Genomic DNA, 19,902 nt, shown 5'->3' with positions numbered 1-19,902 from the left:
GACTTGATAACGATTGGTTTAACAACTTGGTCGGAACATCAATCACTGATACCGACTAAAAAGCAGTTAACATTGAATGATTACGCACAATTTTTACCAGTGGTTGAAGTTGATAGTTTTTATTATGCACTGCAAGCACCAACGGTTAGTACGAATTGGTTGTCGCAAGTACCAAGCAGCTTTCAATTCATCGTCAAAGCGCATCAAGCGATGACCCGCCAAGCAGACTATGCCGAGTTCACGAGTACTGAAAAAGAATTGTTTGTGCGTTACCGCCAATCGATTGAACCGTTGATTGGAGCTGGTCAATTACAGGCAGTTTTATTTCAGTTTCCGCCATTTTTCCAACTTAATCAGGAAAATAGTCAGTATTTACGACAAATTCGCGCGTGGTTACCGGATGTGCCAATTGCTGTCGAATTCCGGCATCAATCGTGGTACGATGCCGCCTTTAAGCAACAAATGTATGCCTTTTTGAACCAGTTAAACATGACACACGTTATCACAGACGAAGCGCAAACACCGACGAACAGTGTGCCGTTTGAACCGGTTGTCACCAATTCGGCGTTTGCGATGTTGCGCTTGCATGGCCGCAATATGGCCGGATGGCAGAATCCAGGTGCACAATGGCGCCAGCAACGAACATTGTATCGTTATAATCAAGATGAATTACAATTTTTTGCGGATGCTGTGCGGCAGATTAAAAATCAAGCGGAACAAGTTGCCGTTATTTTTAACAATAATTCTGGTGGGGATGCTGCGGATAATGCTTTGCAATTACAACAATTACTTGGACTAGAATTTCCGGATTTAGCCCCGAAAGCCCCCGAACAGATTGATTTATTTTAATGCAGGCTTAGTGTGAGTTGTCGTTTAAATGACTGCTCTTTTGTGCTATACTTTGATTACTTATATGGCATTATTTAAGCAAGTCGAGAATTGTTGCAATTCTCGTTTTTTTAATTAAGGAGCGAACCTCATGGCAGAGACAAAACCAACATTTTACGTAACGACCCCAATCTATTATCCATCCGGTAAATTAACGATTGGTAACTCATACACAACGATCGCCGCCGATGTCATCGCGCGTTATAAACGTTTGATGGGATTTGATGTCTTTTTCTTGACGGGGACGGACGAACACGGCTTGAAACTCGAACAAAAAGCAGCTGAAAAGCATTTAGCCCCACAAGAATATGTTGATGGCATGGCTAAAGACATCAAAGCATTATGGCAAACCCTGGAAATTTCAAATGACAAATTTATTCGGACGACGGATGAATACCATGTCAAAGCGGTTCAAAAAATCTTCGACAAGTTATTAGCGCAAGGCGATATCTATCTTGGTAAATATGAGGGTTGGTATTCGGTTTCTGATGAAGAATACTTCACTGAATCACAGCTCGCCGAAGTTTATAAAGATGACGCTGGCAATGTGATCGGTGGGAAAGCCCCATCTGGTCATGAAGTCCAACGGGTCGCTGAAGAAACCTATAAGTTTAAGATGAGCAAATATGCTGATCGCTTATTGGCTTATTATGAAGAACACCCAGATTTTATCGAACCGGCATCACGGCGTAATGAAATGATCAACAACTTCATCAAACCAGGTTTGGAAGACTTATCGGTTTCGCGGATCTCATTTGACTGGGGGATTCACGTTTCAAGTAATCCGAAACACGTGGTTTACGTGTGGTTAGATGCGTTATCAAACTATATTACAGCGCTTGGCTATGGTTCAGATAATGACGAATTATTCAACAAATACTGGCCAGCTGACGTGCATTTGGTTGGAAAAGAAATTGTGCGCTTCCATACGATTTACTGGCCAATTTTCTTAATGGCGCTTGGCTTGCCATTACCAAAACAAATTTTTGGTCATGGTTGGTTGTTGATGAAAGATGGTAAAATGTCTAAATCAAAAGGTAACGTGGTCTATCCTGAAATGCTAGTGGAACGTTATGGCTTAGACGCCTTGCGTTATTATTTAATGCGCGCGATTCCATTTGGCAATGATGGAACATTTACACCGGAAGACTTTGTTAGCCGGATTAACTATGATCTTGCCAACGATTTAGGGAATTTATTGAACCGGACCGTTGCGATGATTAATAAATACGATAATGGGGCAGTGCCAACGTATCAAGCTGACGTAACACCATTTGATGCGGACCTACAAAAGACAGCCGCTGAAACAATCGAACACTATACGAACTTAATGGATCAATTGAAGTTTTCGGATGCCTTAGACACTGTTTGGCAATTAATTAGCCGCGCGAATAAGTATATCGATGAAACAGAACCATGGGTCTTGGCAAAAGATGACAGCCGCAAAGCTGAACTCGATAGTGTCTTAGCTCACTTGGCTGAGAGTTTACGGATTGTCGCCCGCTTATTACAACCGGTGATGACGCATGCGCCACGCGAAATATTTACACAATTAGGGCTTGATTTTGATCAAACTGCGCAACGCGAATTGGTTTACGGGACTTTCCCAGCCAACATTCAAGTGGTTGCTAAAGGAACCCCAATCTTCCCACGGTTAGATTTGGATGAAGAAGTAGCATACATTAAGGATCAAATGGGCCAAGCGCAAAAAGCTGGCTTAGTGAACGAAAAAGTGAAGGCCAAACAACAAGCAGTTGAATTCGATCCAAAAGCAACGACGTTAGTCAGTGAAAAGGACGCCATCAAGTTTGAAGATTTTGATCAAACCGAAATTCGGGTTGCTGAAATTAAGGCTGTTGCCAAGGTTGAAGGCGCCGATAAACTATTGAAATTCCGGTTAGATGCCGGTGATGAAGGTGATCGTCAAATCGTTTCCGGGATCGCTGAATTCTATCCAGACTATGCAGCTTTAGTCGGCAAGAAAGTTTTAGCCGTAACGAATTTGAAACCACGTAAGTTGCGTGGTGAATTGAGTCAAGGGATGTTGTTATCAGCAGAACACAACGGCCAAGTTGAATTGGCCGTTGTACCAAACAACTTGGTGAATGGCTCACAAATCGGGTAATTTAGAAATAACAGAAACGGCAAAAGGGCTAAAAGGCATGTGCATTCTGTAGGCCTTTTGGTCCTTTTCTGAATATTAACCTGATTTGCTAAATGTCGTTAAGCAATACATTTAGCGTGTGTTTGAAACGGTTTTGCTGTCAAAACGAGGACCCTAAAAGGAGATTAAAATGCAAATTTTTGATTCACATACGCATTTGAACGATACCCCGTATGCGGGGCATGAAGCAGATTTTATCGCGCAAGCGGCTGAACTGGGCGTTGTTGAAATGGCAATTGTTGGTTCAGATCCAATTTTAAATGAGGGCGCGTTACGTTTAGCGGCGCAATATGAGCCGTTGTCAGCGATTATCGGCTGGCATCCTGAATCAGCCAAGGATTACCATAAGGCTGAAGAAACCTTACTGATTGACCAATTACAGCGGCCAGAAGTGGTGGCATTAGGTGAGATCGGTTTGGATTATCATTGGGATACTTCACCCCGTGAGGTGCAACAAACCGTTTTTGCACGGCAAATCGAGATTGCTAAATCCCTGCATTTGCCAATTTCAGTGCACACGCGGGATGCGTTAGAAGATACTTATAAGATTCTAAAGGAAACTGATGTCCGCGATTTTGGTGGGATTATCCACAGTTTTAACGGCGATGTTGAATGGATGAAACGCTTTATGGATCTTGGCATGCAGATTTCATTTAGTGGTGTGGTCAGTTTTAAGAACGCGCACGATGTCCATCAAGCAGCCCAAGCATGTCCCTTGGATGTGATGTTAGTTGAAACCGATGCCCCTTATCTAACGCCGACTCCTTATCGCGGGAAGCAGAATCAACCAGGCTACACACGGTATGTGGTAGAAGCGATTGCTAAACTTAAAGATGAGGCACCAGAAGAAATTGCGGCAGCAACATATGCGAATGCCCATCGGATTTTTAAGTTAGGAGCACTATGAAAAAAACAATTCAAGAAGTGATTGTTGTTGAAGGGCGCGACGATACGAAGCGGTTACGGGAAGTTTTTCCAGATGTTGCTACCATCGAAACACGCGGTTCAGCAATCAATGAAGAAATTATCGAAAAAATTGCGCTTGCCCAAGAAAAACGCGGTGTAATTGTCTTCACCGATCCCGATTTTCATGGCGAGAAGATTCGTAAAATTATCTCTCAAAATGTGCCGGGCGTCGAACACGCCTTTTTACCACGGACAGAAGCGCGGCCTGAAAAAGCGGGCGGTAGTTTAGGCATTGAACACGCAAAGCCGGCCGCGATTATCCAAGCACTTGAACATCTATTGACGCAAGATGAAGAAGCAGACGAACAAATCAGCCAATCTGATCTATTGACGGCTGGCTTGATTGCCGGTGCCGATTCGAAGCGGCGCCGTGAATTACTAGGCGAGATTTTACACATCGGTTATACCAACAGTAAACAACTTTACAAGCGCCTCAAGATGTTCCAAGTGACGCAAGCTGAATTTGGTACCGCACTATTACAAATTAAACAAGAATTAGGAGATTAAGATGGAAGATATTGCAAATCCCGAGCGTACCCGGAAAATTCTCAAACGCTACGGCTTTAAGTTTAAGAAAAGCCTTGGTCAAAATTTTTTAACCAACATCACTATTTTGAAACAAATCGTAGCGGCTGGTGATATTACTAAAGACGATGATGTGATTGAAATTGGTCCTGGAATTGGCTCATTAACTGAGCAAATCGCCCGAAAGGCACATCGTGTTTTAAGCTTTGAAATTGATGCCCGGTTGATGCCCGTTTTGAAAGATACCTTGAATCATTATCACAATGTGACAGTTTTAAACCAAGATATTCTTGAAGCGGATTTAAAGACGATCATTGCTGAACAGTTTGATGGGCAACATAATCTTAAGATTGTGGCTAATTTGCCATATTACATTACGACGCCAATCATGTTGCACTTGCTAGAAGCTGGCTTACCAATTAATCGGATGGTTTTAATGATGCAAAAAGAAGTGGCGGAACGAATTAACGCCGTACCAGGCTCAAAAGCATATGGATCCTTAAGTATTGCAGTTCAACTGCATTCACAAGTGAACTTGGCTTTTATCGTACCAAAGACGGCCTTCATGCCACAACCGAATGTGGATTCAGCCATTGTTGAGTTAGTGGGGCGTCAAGAGCCGCTAGTAACAGTTACTAATCAAACTTTATTTGACCAGTTAGTTCGCGGGGCTTTTGCTCAGCGTCGGAAAACCTTATGGAATAATTTACAAAATCAATTCGGTAAACAAGAAGAAGTTAAAGCTGCTTTAACGATTGCTTTAGAAGCGGTTGAGATTGCACCTAGTTCACGAGCTGAGCAGTTGAGTATCCAACAATTTGCTCAATTAAGTGATGCTTTAAATCAGCAATCAATTTTTATCAAAAAAGCGCAGTAAGTAATTGCCAATTAACTGCTACAATGGTATAATTGCAAATTACAAGTTTATATGGTATACTATATTGCGAAGAGGTGAAGCATAATGCCAACCACACTTGCCAATATTAAGAACGGTCTCGATGGGCATATCGGAGACAAGTTAATGGTTGTCGCTCAAGCTGGGCGCAAAAAAGTAACAAAGCGAAAGGGAATTCTGAAAGAAACCTTTCCAGCAGTATTTGTAGTCGATTTAGATCAGGATGAAAATGCTTTTGAACGTGTTTCATACAGTTATGCTGATTTGTTGACTAAATCGATTGAAATAGAGTTTGATGAAAAACCAATTGTTCTATAGTAAATAAAAGAATTATGTAGCGTCCAACCTTGGTGGTTGGACGCTTTTTTTAATATAAAAATGCTGAAGCAGGGTTATTCTGAAAACAGTTCATGCACTTTACTAGTCGTTGACATTCATCGAATAAAGCAATATCATATGTAATGTTTATGACGTATACAAAAAAGGGGAGAAAACGATGTTTGGCAATTGGAGAGAGAACAAAATGAAATTAGGTGGGTTGGTCATTATGATTTGCTTAATTCCCATTTTATTATTGCTAGTCACTTTTAATTTTATTAAGTATGAACAGACGACCAATATTAAAAATATGAAGGTTGCTGTGGTGAACCAAGACCGACCAGCTAACTTTAAAGGTAAGCAAGTTGCAGTTGGCCAACAAGTTTTAAAAACCTTACGCAACGATCATCAAGTCGATTGGCAATTTGTGAGTGCCAAAGAGGCCCGACAAAATTTAGCTAGCGGGCGATATGCGATGCAAGTTGTCTTGCCTAAAGATTTTTCCAAAAATGCAACGACCGCATTAGACAAGTCGCCAAAGGTTAGTTTGTTAAAGATTGAAGCTTCACAGAAAAACAACTACTTGGCTGGGATGATTACAACGCAAGTCGTTAACCAGATGAAAGGAAGTGTTGTTCAGAAGATTCAAGAGGCTTATAATCAAGCACTTCTGGGCGCAATCGGGACGTTAGGGAGTGGCGTACAAGAAGCTAGTACCGGTGTTCAGCAGTTAAATACAGCGGCTGGTCAATTATCAGATGGTAGTCAGCAAATTTATGATAATTTAAACGTGCTCCACAAAGGCACCCAACAACTAGTAGATGGTAGCGCGCCTTTGCAAAGTGGTGTGCAACAGTTAACAAACGGGTCTAGTCAACTATCCGATGGGTTACAAACACTGGCTGGCAAAACAGAGCCGCTGCAAAGTGGCGTGCAACAATTAACAACCGGTGGGAGTCAGCTGTCAACGGGGCTGCAACAGTTAGCCAGTAAAACAGAGCCACTGCAAAGCGGTGTGCAACAACTGACAACCGGTTTGAGTGATTATACAAATGGGGCAAGCCAAATTAACGGTGGATTGAATCAACTGGCTGTCAATAATCAAAGCTTGATTGCTGGCGGTCAACAGATCAATGGCGGCGTTAATCAATTAACCGCTGGCACCCAGCAATTGCGGGAAAAATTAACTGCAGCTGCAGATGAAATAGAAACAAGCCTGAATGATAACGGTGATCAATTAATACAATTAAAAAGCGGGCTGGACGATCTAAATAACGGAATTCAAGCACTTGATCAAAAAGTCAATCATTCAAATAATGATAATTCTGAAATGATTAAAGCGGATCTATTAAAAATTGCTGATAACACAAAAGAAGCGGGTGCTCTTTTACAAGATAGTGGTACGAATTTAAGTCAAATCAATGATAAGGTCTATAATGCTAATCAAGCAACCAGTGTTGCTAGCAGTTTACAAGATGCTGGGGCTCAATTACAAAAGTTAAATGATTTAGCGCGAAGTAATATGACATTTCTCGTGTTCTTAGTAAAAAATCCTGAGATTCGAAGTGCAATGGAAGAGATTGGGGCAGCAGCTAAAAATGATTTAATGAACGCTGGGAATCAATTACAGTCGTCGGGCACTAATATGAAGGCGTTGCAAGCAAACTTGGGAGTTATGGGCAGTTACATGAGTGATAACGGTGCACAATTACAAGCCGTTTCAGATGAATTAGCGAAGACTGCCGATAATATGGCGCAACTAAAAGCCGGTATCGCTAAGATGGCAAGTCAAGACCAAGCACCATTAGCATTAAATGGTGCGACCCAAGCAATTGATACGTTAACAGCTGGCTTAGCTAAAGTCGATATTGGCTTGAAACAAAAAGGAAATACCGCTGATACAATGGGCGGGATTCAAGCTGCTGATATGATACATGATGGACTGACTCAAATTCAAGTTGGTCTAAAAGGCAAAACGGGGCAATTAGGGTTTATGCCAGGGCTACTGGCATATCTTAATGGTGTTTCAACAGCGACTGCAGGCAGCAATCAACTCGTTACTAATAATCAACAATTAGTTGGTGGAATGATTACCCTGAATGGGCAAACGCCAGCCCTAGTAAGTGGTGTGCAACAACTTAATGTTGGTGGACAGCAATTAAACGGTGGACTACAAACCCTAAATGGGCAAACGCCAGTCTTAGTCGAGGGAGTACAACAACTCAATAATGGCGGTATGCAATTAAAGACTGGCTTACAAGCTTTGAACCAAAAAACCCCAACGTTAATTGCAGGGATTCAGCAACTTAACGATGGCTCAAGCTTACTTGCATCCGGGGTTAGTCAATTAAACAGTGGCTTGAGTCAAGCCGGCGCAGGGATTAGTTTATTGAATGTTAAGTTAATTGATGGCAGCAAGCAAGTGACACATCTTTCGACAGGCTCTGCAAATGTGGCCCATTTTGTCCAACCGGTTAAAGATCAATTATTATCGGAGACAAGTCAAGGGAACTTAGTCAATACTTTTGCACCGTTGGTCTTAACGTTAGTTTTCTTTGTCGGTGGGATGTTAACACAGTTAACACTTTATCGGTACGGCGCAGGGTTAGGCATGCGTAATCTTAAACAACGAATGTTAATTGTGGCTGGTATTATTGTGGCTCAGGCGTTGTTAGTTGACGTTTTTGCAAGCATTTTGGGGTTAACGATTGCGCAACCGATAGCCTTTTTCGGCTTGAGCATTTTGACCAGCGCGGCGTTTACGCTTGCATGTTTGGCATTGGATCAATTTTTTGGAACGTTGGGAATTTTAATTGCCTTTGGATTATTATTTTTACAATTAATTATCACTGGCGGTCTTTTCCCGAATGATATGCTATCTGGTTTCTATCGAGGAGTTGCCATCTTCTTACCAGGAACATATACAATTAGTGGTTTTGAACAAGTTATTAACGGTAATGGTTCACAGCTTGGGTTAGTTTTAATCATCTTAATTTTCTTTTGTGCGATATTCTTTGCCGGTTTATTCGGCAGTGAGTTAAAACAAAAGTTAACGCAAGCCCCAAATAGTCAAGCCTAAAAATTTATGGTACAGTTAAGAAAATGAATTAAAGGTGGGGGATTTTGTGGACGATAGTCAATTATTGGATGAATACATTGAAATTTACATGTCTGCGATTAAGTACGTCGAAGACTTGGTTTCGGAACCAACGCATGCTTATCAATTGTCCTTTGAACAGTATCTGATTATGAAAGAGGTTGCTGATGATAATTCAGTCAGCTTAATTGATATTGCGAAAAAGCGAGGGGTCACCCGGGGGGCAATTTCACGACAAATTCGTGTTCTACTCAAATTAGACTATATTACACAAGCAATTGACCCCAATGATCGCCGCCGTTTAATTTTGAATTTGACGCCCACGGGAGCCGAAACAGTTGCGGCATTAAATCCCAAGATACATGAGCGCTTTGCGTCATGGATAACGACGTTTGGCAAAGATAATGCCCAACAGATGTTGGCTTTAATGAATGAATTTAGACGGAAAATTATGGCCAAGGACAATCAATAGGCGATATAAAAAAGGACTGCTGATGACCCCAATCATTAAAGTAAAAACTTTAATGATTGGGGTATTTTTATGATATAAAATTAATAGCGGATATTTCATCAACGGCTGTGAAATCGCTGTCAATAATCAACTTTTCCTGATAATAACCGGCTATTTGCCCTTCAATATACTGAATTTCGAATTCCTAGAACAAACGAAAAAATATATATTGAAACTAGGCGGCACATCACCGGTAAAATACCGACAACGCACTGCCTAGAAAAGGCCACTAAATATTTACTTTAACTTTTGGGGGATACCGCACGGGTACTCGGTGGTTCTTTTGTAGTGGTTGTGTTAAATGATTGGTTTTTATCAAGATAAATGAGTATAATGAAACAATTAAATGCTCAGTAAAAGGTGAATGTGATGCAACGAATTGAAAAAGCACCAGCTAAAATTAACCTTAGTTTAGACGCACTCTACCTACATGAAGATGGAGAACCGGAATGGCAGATGGTAATGACGTCAATTGATTTGGCCGACTATGTTCAGATAACATTACGCAATGACCCCGCAATAAAAGTCCGTACGTCAAGTGGTTTTTTACCAGAAGATCAGCGAAATTTGGCTTACAAAGCAGCTCACTTATTACAGCACAAATACCAGATTAAAACGGGGGCCCTGATTGAGATTGAAAAGCATATTCCAGTTGCAGCTGGATTGGGTGGGGGAAGTTCAGATGCTGCTGCCGTTTTACGAATCTTGAACGAATTATGGCACCTCGGCTTAACCCGTGCAGAGTTGGCTCATCTGGGGCTGCAAATTGATTCGGATGTGCCATATTGCGTATATGGAGAAACAGCACTAGTCACGGGAAAAGGTGATCAAATTCGACCTCTAGGGGGACTACCCAATTTTTGGTTAGTCGTGGTTAAACCAGACATTAGTGTTTCAACGCCCCGAATTGTGCGTGCGTTGGACTGCCAGCAGATCAAACAACACCCACAAACCAATGCATTAATTGACGCAATTCGCACGGATGATTTGACAGCGATGATCCAAAATATGGCCAATGTTTTAACCCCAATTACGACTGCTCGTTTTCCAGTGATTGATCAATTATGTGATCGCTTATTACAGTTTGGGGCGGATGGGGCACAGATGAGTGGTAGTGGTCCGACTGTTTTCGGGATTTGTCGGCAATATTCACGGGCACAACGAATCTATAATAGTATGTCTGGATTTTGCTCTGAAGTGTATCTTGTGCAACCGCTGAAGCCTTAACGAAATGCCTTAATCGCAGATGATTGAGGCATTTTTAATTGTGGTCTATAGTTAAATTTAACGATAAAAACGAACAATTGGGTTTTTATTTTAAAAAGACTAGGATTTAAGCGAATATTTCTATATAATTAATAGGTAGGCAGTTTTTTCGGGAATGATAGCCAAGAATTATATTAGAGGGGTACTCAACATGAAAGTAAGAAGAAGCGATCGATTAATTGATATGACGCGCTATTTATTAGAAAGGCCACATACGTTAATTCCATTGACATTCTTTGCCAATCGTTATGAATCAGCAAAATCATCAATTAGTGAAGATTTATCAATTGTGAAACGGACCTTTTTTAATCGTGGAACGGGCATCTTAGAAACAGTACCTGGTGCGGCGGGTGGTGTACGCTATATGCCAATGATTAAACAAGACGAAGCTAAAGCGTTTATTGGTGAGATGGCCCAACGGCTTTCTGAAAATGATCGCTTACTACCAGGTGGTTATGTATATCTATCTGACTTATTAGGGCGTCCTGACGTATTACGTCAAGTTGGCCGCTTGATTGCAAATCAATACGTCGGCAAAAAAGTCACAGCTGTTATGACAGTTGCTACTAAGGGAATTCCAATTGCTCAAAGCGTAGCGATGTACTTGAATGTACCATTTGTCATTGTCCGGCGTGATTCCAAAATTACGGAAGGATCAACGGTTAGTGTGAACTATGTTTCAGGTTCATCAGCGCGTATCGAGAAGATGGAGCTTTCGAAACGAAGTTTACCGGAAAATTCCAAGGTCTTAATTGTGGATGACTTCATGAAAGGCGGCGGCACCGTTAATGGAATGAAGAGTTTGATTGAAGAGTTTGATTCAGAAATGGTCGGGATTTCGGTCTTTGCTGAATCCGACTTTGAAGGGAATCGAATGGTTGATGATTACACATCAATTTTGAAGGTTGATAAAGTAGATATTGAAAATAAAACGTTGAGTGTTAGTGATGGTAACTATCTAACTAAAAATGCAGAGCGCTTGGCTTAGCTTCTGCAAGCCCGTGGACAATTAACTTGTCCGCGGGCTTTTTTAATTAAAGAAGTCATGGACAGATACAAAGAGTTGTCCGTTGCATTAATGAAAGCGGTGTCATAGACTGGAAGTATGCTTAAGAGGAGGTTACTATGAAAAAAATTATGAATGATCCAAGTCAAATCGTTACGGAAATGGTGCAAGGTTTAGTGCGGAGCTACCCAGATCAGCTCAAACAAATTCCTGGGACAGAGGCAGTGATTAAAATTGCTGATTTGAAACAGCGACCCCAAGTCGGTATCGTTAGTGGTGGTGGTAGTGGACACGAGCCAACACACGCAGGATTTGTTGGTGATGGGATGCTGACAGCCGCAGTATGTGGACAAGTTTTTACATCGCCTACGCCTGATCAGATTTATGAAGCCATTCAAGCTGCTGATGCTGGGCGCGGGGTTTTCTTAATTATCAAGAATTATTCGGGCGATGTCATGAATTTTGAAATGGCTAAGGATATGGCTGCGATGGATAATATTGATGTACGTTCAATTGTTGTTGATGATGACATTGCTGTTGAGAATAGTACTTATACGCAAGGTCGGCGCGGGGTAGCAGGGACCATTTTCGTGCATAAAATTCTGGGTGCCTATGCACGGCAAGGGGCAGATATCGAAGCAATTGAAGCGTTAGCCCAACAAGTAACACCTAATATCAAAACAATTGGGGTGGCACTTTCTGGGGCCACTGTACCGGAAGTTGGCCAACCTGGTTTTGAATTGGCCCCTGATGAGATTGAATATGGTGTCGGGATTCACGGTGAACCAGGGTACCGCCGGGAAAAATTACAAGATTCGCGACACTTAGCTGTCGAATTAGTCAATAAACTAAAAAAAGCCCACCATATGACTGCGGGGGAACATTTTGCTGTTATAGTCAATGGTTTGGGGGCGACACCATTAATGGAACAATACGTTTTTATGAACGATGTCTTGGATTTATTAGCTGCTGAAAATGTGGAAGTTGATTTTACAAAAGTTGGTAATTATATGACGTCGCTTGATATGGCCGGGGTGTCATTAACGATTATGAAATTAATTGAACCTGGATGGTTAGCAAAATTAGAAGAACCGGTTACAACAATTGCTTGGTAAAGGAGAATGGGAATGTTAACAGTTGAAAACACATTGAAATGGCTCGAATTATTTAATGCTAAAATTCAGGCGGAAAAAGATTATTTAAGTGAATTGGATACGCCCATCGGGGATGGTGATCACGGTAACAATATGTCACGCGGTTTATTGGCAGTTCATGAGGCATTAACTACTCAATCAGCGACTGATGTCCCAAGTATTTTGAAAACAACAGCGATGATGCTCATCAGCAAGGTCGGTGGGGCTTCAGGACCATTGTATGGAACTGCTTTTTTGGAAATGGCTAAGTTAAGTAGTACAACCCTTGAGGTTGCACCATTATTGGCCGCTGGTCTTGCGGGCATTCAAAAACGCGGTCATGCCCAAGTTGGCGAGAAGACTTTGATTGATGTTTGGACACCAGTTATCCAAGCAGTTGAAGCTGATATGCTCGATGGAGCAACCATTGAGACAGCTGTTATGGCGACAAAAGATATGCAAGCGACTAAAGGACGAGCATCATACGTTGGTGAGCGTTCAATTGGGCATATTGACCCTGGGGCTGCTTCAAGTGGGTATCTCTTCACAACGATGTTAATGGCAGGCGTCGTATCATGAGTGATTATGGCGTAGTAATCGTATCCCATGTACCGGAAATTGCAACGGGAGTGGCGGCGTTAATCAATGAAGTGGCTACCGATGTATCAGTGACAACTGCTGGTGGTACTGATGAAGGGGGCGTTGGTACTAGTGCGCTGAAGATTCAAAGTGCTTTCGAATCCAATGCCGGTCAATGCCTATTAGCATTCTATGATTTAGGGAGTGCCAAGATGAATCTTGAATTGGCACAGGAATTAACAAATAAAAAGGTGTATCTATATGATGTGGCTTTGATTGAAGGGTCCTATACTGCTGCAGCATTATTACAAGTGGGAACTGATTTAGCAACTATTGAGGCTCAGTTGGCGCCGCTTAAAATTAAATAGCAGGCAAAGCTCCCTAATTCCTGATGGTTAGCGTTGTTCATACAGATGCCCAGTACGTAGCAATAAGCCATTAATGCTATCAGTTAACGTCATTTTTAAAGCGGTGATGATCTTGGAAACTGGTTGTGGGTGGCGACTGCGGAGCCAATCAGCGGTGTAAGCGACTAGTGCGTTGGAAAGAAAGTTGAGTAAAAAGGCTCGATAGTCGGTGGATAGCGTAATGTGATGGGCGTCAGCGAGATCTTGAATAATCCGATTGATGAGTTGGTGGACGTGGTGAATAAAATGAAGTTCGAAGGCGTTTTGTCCTTTAATCGATAGCGCATTTTGGTAAAAATCACGATTAGCATCGAAGTAGTTGAATAGTTGTACCAATACTTGTGTCCAGTGGATATAATTGAGATTGTCATCAATGTAAACACCGATTTCTTGCTCATAAATCCAATCCAATAATGCATATTTATCGGAGAAATAATCGTAGAAGGTTTGGCGGCGAATTCCAGCCTGATGCATGATAGCGGTGACACTGATTTTATTGAAAGGCTGTTCAATCATTAATTGTTTAAAAACAGTAACAATCTTTTGTTGAGTCGTTGGGATCATCGTACATCTCCTTGAAAATATTTTTAATAAAAAGTCGTCATTCTAGTTAGTGAATGGCGACTTTTGTATGATATGAAATCGCAATATAGAACCACAGGGATAAACAAATACACCCTTATGAATTAGTTTGTTGCCCCAGTTGTTTGGTAATTAATATTGCAATCGGCTGTACAGTTAAATGCGGATATGGTTTATTTTCCAACGGATCCGGATCCGTTAATTAGGCCTGATTGTGCTACCAACCATTAATTTAGGGTTACTTGTTAGTTGAGCCATCGTTAACGTCCCAGTATAAGGGATAAGGTGTTAAACTGCAATGTTGGTTAGCTTGCTCTAAACCGGTATTTAAGCTAAAATAGACCAGTAATTACGAATGACGAGGAGCTTATGATGGTTAATAAAAATGCAATTATTTTAGCAGCGGGTAAAGGGACCCGCATGAAGTCCAAATTATATAAAGTACTACATGAAGTTTGTGGCCGTCCAATGGTGGATCATGTTTTAACCCAAGTCGAAAGAACCCACCCCACCAATATTGTGACGATTGTTGGTCACGGTGCTGAAAAGGTAAAGGATTACCTTGGTGATCGGTCACAATACGCACTACAAGCCGAACAGTTAGGGACAGGACATGCCGTTTTACAGGCTGAAAATTTATTGAAAGCTGAAGATGGTATCACGATTGTGGTCAGTGGTGATACTCCGCTTTTGACTGCTGAAACGTTTGAAAAATTATTTGCATACCATCACGACAAGGGCGCTAAGGCCACAATTTTAACCGCAACGGCTGTAGATCCAGCGGGTTATGGTCGGATTATTCGTAATGAGATTGGTATTGTTGAAAAAATTGTTGAACAAAAAGATACCAATGATCAAGAAGCAGCCGTCAAAGAAATTAATACAGGTGTTTACTGCTTCGATAACCAGACGTTATTCCAAGCACTACATGAAGTGACCAATCAGAATGCTCAGGGTGAATACTACTTAACGGATGTAGTTGAAATCTTGAAGAAAAAAGGCGAAATTGTCGCTGCTTACAAAATGCCAAACTTTGAAGAATCAATGGGGGTTAATGATCGAGTTGCTCTTGCTACAGCAACAAAAGTGATGCGTAAACGGATTAATACGGAACATATGCGTAATGGTGTGACATTAATTGATCCAGAAAATACTTATATCGAAGTTGGCGTTAAGATTGGTAATGATACAATCGTTGAACCAAATGTAGTCTTAAAAGGCGATACAATTATTGGCTCAGATTGTTTCGTTGGTGCTGGTTCAACAATCGTTGACTCAACGATTGAAGATAATATTCAAATCACAAGTTCAACGATTGAATCAGCTATCATGCACACAGGGTCAAACATTGGGCCTAACAGTCATTTACGCCCAAACGCTGAAATTGGCGAAGACGTCCATGTGGGGAACTTCTGTGAAGTGAAGAATGCCAAAATTGGCGATCGCACGAAGATTGGCCATTTAAGTTATGTTGGCGATGCAACATTAGGCACTGATATTAATGTTGGCTGTGGTGTAGTCTTTGTGAACTATGATGGTGTGGCTAAACACCACGCAAATGTTGGCAGCCATGTCTTCATCGGCAGCAACTCAAACATTGTGGCACCGGTTGAAATTGCTGATCATACATTCATTGCAGCGGGTTCAACGATCACGGATGATGTCCCAGAAAAGGCAATGGCCATCGCCCGGGCCCGTCAAACCAATAAAGCTAATTACTGGGCTAAATTACCAGTGGCTAATGACACAGAATGGCAATAACAGATCATCATTATTAGTGGTGTATTTTAAAAAATCGCATTAATCCTAGCTTCCTGGATTAATGCGATTTTTAACTTCAAGGAACCATTCGAAAGCTAATGGCCGATTTCAAAAATGGAAAATCAATTTTCGAAAACAAACAGTGGTCGTCTAAAAATAATAGGAATCCAAGCATTCAAGGGGAAAGCGCATCAATTAGTGCAATTAACTTCGATATTTTCTCTCACGATTCTAATGAACAGCGCTTACTTTGCGACAATTATCAACTTTTTAGGTTTTAATCTTGATTTCCGTGATGAAAATGCCTAAACTTTAGATAGGTACTAACATAAATTTTTTTGGAGGCTAACATGTCTGAACAATATTTCGACCCTAAGTTGAAAATCTTTGCTTTGAACTCTAATAAGCCCTTAGCTGAGAAAATCGCAGCTGAAGTTGGGGTTCCTTTAGGGAAATCTTCTGTTAAACGTTTTAGTGATGGTGAAATCCAAATTAATATTGAAGAAAGTATTCGTGGCGACGAAATTTTTATCATTCAATCAACATCAGCACCCGTTAATGATAACTTGATGGAAATCATGATTATGATTGATGCATTGCGGCGTGCATCTGCAAAAACAATCAATGTGGTGCTTCCTTATTACGGTTACGCGCGCCAAGATCGTAAGGCTCGTTCACGGGAACCGATTACGGCTAAATTAGTGGCTAATATGTTAACGATGGCTGGAGCTAATCGGATTTTAGCATTAGATTTACATGCCGTACAAATTCAAGGCTTTTTCGATATTCCAGTCGATCATTTGATGGGCGCACCGTTGTTAGCTGATTATTTCTTAAGTAATGATTTAGCTGAAAATGCGGTTGTTGTTTCACCTGATCATGGGGGGGTTACTCGGGCCCGGAAATTGGCCGATTTCTTGAAGACACCGATTGCGATTATTGATAAGCGGCGGCCAAGACCGAATGTTTCTGAAGTCATGAATATCATTGGCAATGTTAATGGCAAACGCGCAATCATCATTGATGATATGATTGATACTGCCGGAACAATTACGTTAGCAGCGCAAGCATTGAAAGATGCTGGTGCAACAGAAGTCTTTGCTTGCTGTACGCATCCAGTATTATCTGGCCCAGCAATTCAACGCATCGAAGATTCAGTAATTAAGCAAATGATTGTTACAGATTCAATTAACCTACCAAAAGAAAAATTAATCGATAAGATGGTTCAAGTTTCTGTCGGCCCACTGATTGGGGATGCCATCAAACGGATTCATGAGAATAAACCAGTTAGTCCATTGTTTGAAAATCGTTTTAAACGCTAAGCGGATAAGTAAAAAACGCCTGAACATTTTGTTCAGGCGTTTTTTGGGGGTTAATTTTCTTTATTGGCTAATAAGTCGCGAATTTCTTTCAAGTAAATCGCTTCTTTTGTTTCAACCGCTTCAACTGCTTCTTCTGCGTCAGTCTTTTTACCCATCTCACGTAACTTATTGAAGCCCTTGACGATTAGGAAGACGACAAATGCGATGATTAAGAAGTTAATGACATCGTTTAAGAAGTTACCGATTCTAAAGACAGCTTTGGTACCAGGAATGGTGAGCGCAATGCCCGATAAATCGACTTGGCCGATGAATAATGAAATGATTGGATTAATTAAGTTCTTTGTTAAGGAGTCCACGATGCTTTTCAAGGCTGCGCCCAAAATAACCCCGACTGCCATGTCTAGCACGTTACCGCGCATAATAAATGCTTTAAATTCTTTGATCATGAAAAATGCCTCCATTAATATTATTAATTATTACAATCAAAAGTATACCGTATTTCAAGCGCCTGTAAAATAAAAATGCTGAGATTGTTAATTCCGTCGTCGATAAATTTGTTATTTTCATGAAAAATCGTTAAGATAGTTACAGGAAATAAATTACAATAAAAGGTATGAGGATAATTAAATGAATTGGATTATACAGTTATATCAACCATTCTTCGAACTTAGTAATTGGCAAACAGTCATTACATCGTCTGAAGACTGGCTTTTAATTTTAACCTTAGTCATTATGGAATGCCTACTATCAGTAGACAATGCCGTGGTTTTAGCGGCACAGACGCAAACCCTACCAACTAAGATTGAACAAGAAAAATCACTTGTTTATGGTTTATGGGGGGCGTATCTTTTTCGCTTCATTATCATCGGGGTTGGAACTTTCTTGATTCATTTATGGGAAATTAAAGTTGCTGGTTCATTGTATTTAATTTACTTAGTGATTGCTTATTTCAGAAAAAATGGTCAGCCTAAGTCAGCCAAAAAAACAGCTGCTGGAACTAAAATTAGTAGTCCACATCATTTTTGGCGCACAGTGGCTTCAATTGAGTTAATGGATATCGTCTTTTCGATTGATTCAGTGTTAGCTTCCTTAGCAATTTCAAATAATCCAGTGATTGTACTAATCGGTGGGATGATCGGGATTATCTGTATGCGGGGAATTGCCCAATTAATTGCCCAATTAATGAAGAAAATTCCGGAATTAAATCCAATGGCTTATATCTTGATTTTATTTATCGCGGTTAAGTTATTCTTGTCGATTCCGGCCATTGATTATGAAATTCCAAACCTGGTCTTTGCAGGGGTTGTCTTCGGAGTAATTATTTTAACTTTGATTATTCATTACGTTCGAACAGCACGGGCTAAATAAAACATCAAAAAACCGTTGTGTACTTACTCACAACGGTTTTTTTGTTATTGATGACTGAATAAAACATTTATAAATGCCAAGATGATACTTGTAATGGCGACTAAAATGAATTGATGGTGTTTCATTTTTAAGATGGCGATGAATTCGCGGATGATGGCGTTGGGCAGAAAGTAATGGGATGTTTTAGCGCCGATTCCATCTGCTTTTAAGCCAGCCTGTTTAGCGAAGAGACCAGCCCGGAAAGTATGGTAATTATTCGTTGCAAAAATAATTTTGGGGGCTGTTTTATTTGAATCGGCCATGATGAGTGCTTTGGAAAATTGCATGTTTTGAAGTGTATTTAGTGATTTTTCTTCTGTTAATGTCTGTGCAGCCGGGATGCCATGGATAATCGCGTATTGTTGCATGGCGACGGCCTCGGATAATTTTTCATCTGGCCCTTGTCCGCCAGAAAAAACAAGCTTTGGAGCTGGCCGATGCTTGCTAACTTGCTTACGATAAAAGTGTATTGCGCGGTCAATTCGACTGGCAAGTAGCGGCGAAACACGTTCACCGTCAATTAGGCCACTCCCCAAGACGATAATGTAATCTTGACGATAACGGGGCCGGTTAAATTGGTAAATAAACAATGACGATAAGTACAAATAGAAGAAGATGGGGAGATACAAGAGAAAAACCGAGATAATTGTACCCAGAAAACGATTGACATCAGTAGGAATATGCAATAAACGGGTAATTGTTGGAATGAAAAAGGAGTCGATAATCGCTAAACCAATGAATAAGGTCAACATATTGGCGAGAGTATGGCTTTCTTTTTGCCAAACAACATAGGCGTTCCATAAAAGGAGCGCAAAGCCGAACAGGTAGAGAAATATGAAAATTAAGGTGGTCACAATGGACAATGCGATGGTCATATAATTGAGAGTTGGATTATTGAGGCGAACAATCATTAGACCTGCTGCCATTAAGAGTGTGAAGAGGAAAAAATTAAAAACGATGCCGTTGAGTAATTGGCGTTTCTCATGAAGTTGTAATACGCTGAATAAGATTAGGCATACAAAGGGAGCTGTATAAATGGTATTAATTAATATTGACATTATGCTACCATCGCTAA

19 protein-coding genes are annotated in these 19,902 nt (G+C 40.9%); 16 read left to right on the top strand and 3 right to left on the bottom strand.

Annotation, left to right across the window (positions count from 1 at the left end; genetic code table 11):
* Positions 1-3: 3 nt before the first annotated feature.
* The 13 genes from FC90_RS00310 (at position 4) to dhaM (ending at position 13,716) form a co-directional block, all read left to right on the top strand.
* Positions 4-849, top strand: a complete 846-nt coding sequence (locus FC90_RS00310) for a DUF72 domain-containing protein (RefSeq protein ID WP_057907310.1) — start codon at positions 4-6, stop codon at positions 847-849.
* 130 nt (positions 850-979) lie between these two features.
* Entirely contained in the window at positions 980-3,013 is a 2,034-nt protein-coding gene (gene metG, locus FC90_RS00305; RefSeq protein ID WP_057907309.1) for a methionine--tRNA ligase, read from the top strand.
* A 169-nt stretch (positions 3,014-3,182) separates the two neighbouring features.
* Entirely contained in the window at positions 3,183-3,959 is a 777-nt protein-coding gene (locus FC90_RS00300) for a TatD family hydrolase (protein ID WP_057907308.1), read from the top strand.
* Complete coding sequence (gene rnmV / locus FC90_RS00295) at positions 3,956-4,525, top strand: ribonuclease M5 (protein WP_057907307.1); 570 nt, start codon at positions 3,956-3,958, stop codon at positions 4,523-4,525. The genes FC90_RS00300 and rnmV overlap by 4 nt, the downstream gene beginning before the upstream one ends.
* A gap of 1 nt (position 4,526) precedes the next feature.
* Positions 4,527-5,420 carry a 16S rRNA (adenine(1518)-N(6)/adenine(1519)-N(6))-dimethyltransferase RsmA gene (gene rsmA / locus FC90_RS00290; RefSeq protein WP_057907306.1) on the top strand — a complete coding sequence of 298 codons (894 nt, stop codon included), beginning with the start codon at positions 4,527-4,529 and terminating at the stop codon, positions 5,418-5,420.
* A gap of 84 nt (positions 5,421-5,504) precedes the next feature.
* On the top strand, positions 5,505-5,756 hold the full coding sequence (locus FC90_RS00285) for a Veg family protein (protein WP_057907305.1): 252 nt from the start codon (positions 5,505-5,507) through the stop codon (positions 5,754-5,756).
* Between the two features lie 205 nt (positions 5,757-5,961).
* Complete coding sequence (locus FC90_RS00280) at positions 5,962-8,835, top strand: YhgE/Pip domain-containing protein (protein WP_057907304.1); 2,874 nt, start codon at positions 5,962-5,964, stop codon at positions 8,833-8,835.
* A gap of 46 nt (positions 8,836-8,881) precedes the next feature.
* Positions 8,882-9,325 carry a MarR family winged helix-turn-helix transcriptional regulator gene (locus FC90_RS00275; RefSeq protein ID WP_226789472.1) on the top strand — a complete coding sequence of 148 codons (444 nt, stop codon included), beginning with the start codon at positions 8,882-8,884 and terminating at the stop codon, positions 9,323-9,325.
* A gap of 408 nt (positions 9,326-9,733) precedes the next feature.
* Positions 9,734-10,591 (top strand): 4-(cytidine 5'-diphospho)-2-C-methyl-D-erythritol kinase, encoded by an 858-nt coding sequence (ispE, locus tag FC90_RS00270; RefSeq protein WP_057907303.1) that lies wholly within the window; start codon positions 9,734-9,736, stop codon positions 10,589-10,591.
* Between the two features lie 190 nt (positions 10,592-10,781).
* The gene (gene purR / locus FC90_RS00265) at positions 10,782-11,618 is read left to right on the top strand and encodes a pur operon repressor (protein WP_057907302.1); all 837 of its coding nucleotides are present in this window, start codon (positions 10,782-10,784) and stop codon (positions 11,616-11,618) included.
* 137 nt (positions 11,619-11,755) lie between these two features.
* On the top strand, positions 11,756-12,751 hold the full coding sequence (gene dhaK / locus FC90_RS00260; RefSeq protein WP_057907301.1) for a dihydroxyacetone kinase subunit DhaK: 996 nt from the start codon (positions 11,756-11,758) through the stop codon (positions 12,749-12,751).
* A 12-nt stretch (positions 12,752-12,763) separates the two neighbouring features.
* Positions 12,764-13,348, top strand: coding sequence for a dihydroxyacetone kinase subunit DhaL (dhaL, locus tag FC90_RS00255; RefSeq protein WP_057907300.1), 585 nt, complete (start codon positions 12,764-12,766; stop codon positions 13,346-13,348).
* Entirely contained in the window at positions 13,345-13,716 is a 372-nt protein-coding gene (gene dhaM, locus FC90_RS00250) for a dihydroxyacetone kinase phosphoryl donor subunit DhaM (protein ID WP_057907299.1), read from the top strand. Before dhaL ends, dhaM begins: the two co-directional genes overlap by 4 nt.
* Before the next feature lie 27 nt (positions 13,717-13,743).
* On the opposite strand, the gene dhaS is transcribed toward dhaM, so the two are convergent.
* A complete protein-coding gene (gene dhaS, locus FC90_RS00245; RefSeq protein ID WP_057907298.1) occupies positions 13,744-14,319 on the bottom strand; it encodes a dihydroxyacetone kinase transcriptional activator DhaS in 576 nt (191 codons plus the stop codon).
* Between the two features lie 390 nt (positions 14,320-14,709).
* Between dhaS and glmU the strand changes: the two genes are divergently transcribed.
* On the top strand, positions 14,710-16,098 hold the full coding sequence (gene glmU, locus FC90_RS00240) for a bifunctional UDP-N-acetylglucosamine diphosphorylase/glucosamine-1-phosphate N-acetyltransferase GlmU (protein WP_057907297.1): 1,389 nt from the start codon (positions 14,710-14,712) through the stop codon (positions 16,096-16,098).
* A gap of 350 nt (positions 16,099-16,448) precedes the next feature.
* On the top strand, positions 16,449-17,420 hold the full coding sequence (locus FC90_RS00235) for a ribose-phosphate diphosphokinase (protein ID WP_004270350.1): 972 nt from the start codon (positions 16,449-16,451) through the stop codon (positions 17,418-17,420).
* Positions 17,421-17,470: 50 nt separating this feature from the next.
* Here the strand turns inward: FC90_RS00235 and mscL are convergent, their stop codons facing one another.
* Positions 17,471-17,866, bottom strand: a complete 396-nt coding sequence (gene mscL / locus FC90_RS00230) for a large conductance mechanosensitive channel protein MscL (protein WP_057907296.1) — start codon at positions 17,864-17,866, stop codon at positions 17,471-17,473.
* A 181-nt stretch (positions 17,867-18,047) separates the two neighbouring features.
* On the opposite strand from mscL, the gene FC90_RS00225 reads away from it, so the two are divergent.
* Complete coding sequence (locus tag FC90_RS00225) at positions 18,048-18,788, top strand: TerC family protein (RefSeq protein WP_057907295.1); 741 nt, start codon at positions 18,048-18,050, stop codon at positions 18,786-18,788.
* Positions 18,789-18,832: 44 nt separating this feature from the next.
* On the opposite strand, the gene FC90_RS00220 is transcribed toward FC90_RS00225, so the two are convergent.
* Complete coding sequence (locus tag FC90_RS00220) at positions 18,833-19,885, bottom strand: YdcF family protein (RefSeq protein ID WP_057907294.1); 1,053 nt, start codon at positions 19,883-19,885, stop codon at positions 18,833-18,835.
* Positions 19,886-19,902 lie beyond the last annotated feature (17 nt).

The organism is Latilactobacillus graminis DSM 20719 (assembly GCF_001436415.1).
GTDB classification, from domain to species: domain Bacteria; phylum Bacillota; class Bacilli; order Lactobacillales; family Lactobacillaceae; genus Latilactobacillus; species Latilactobacillus graminis.
The sequence above is the reverse complement of the archived record's forward strand: the minus strand, read 5'-3'. Positions and strand labels throughout refer to the sequence as shown.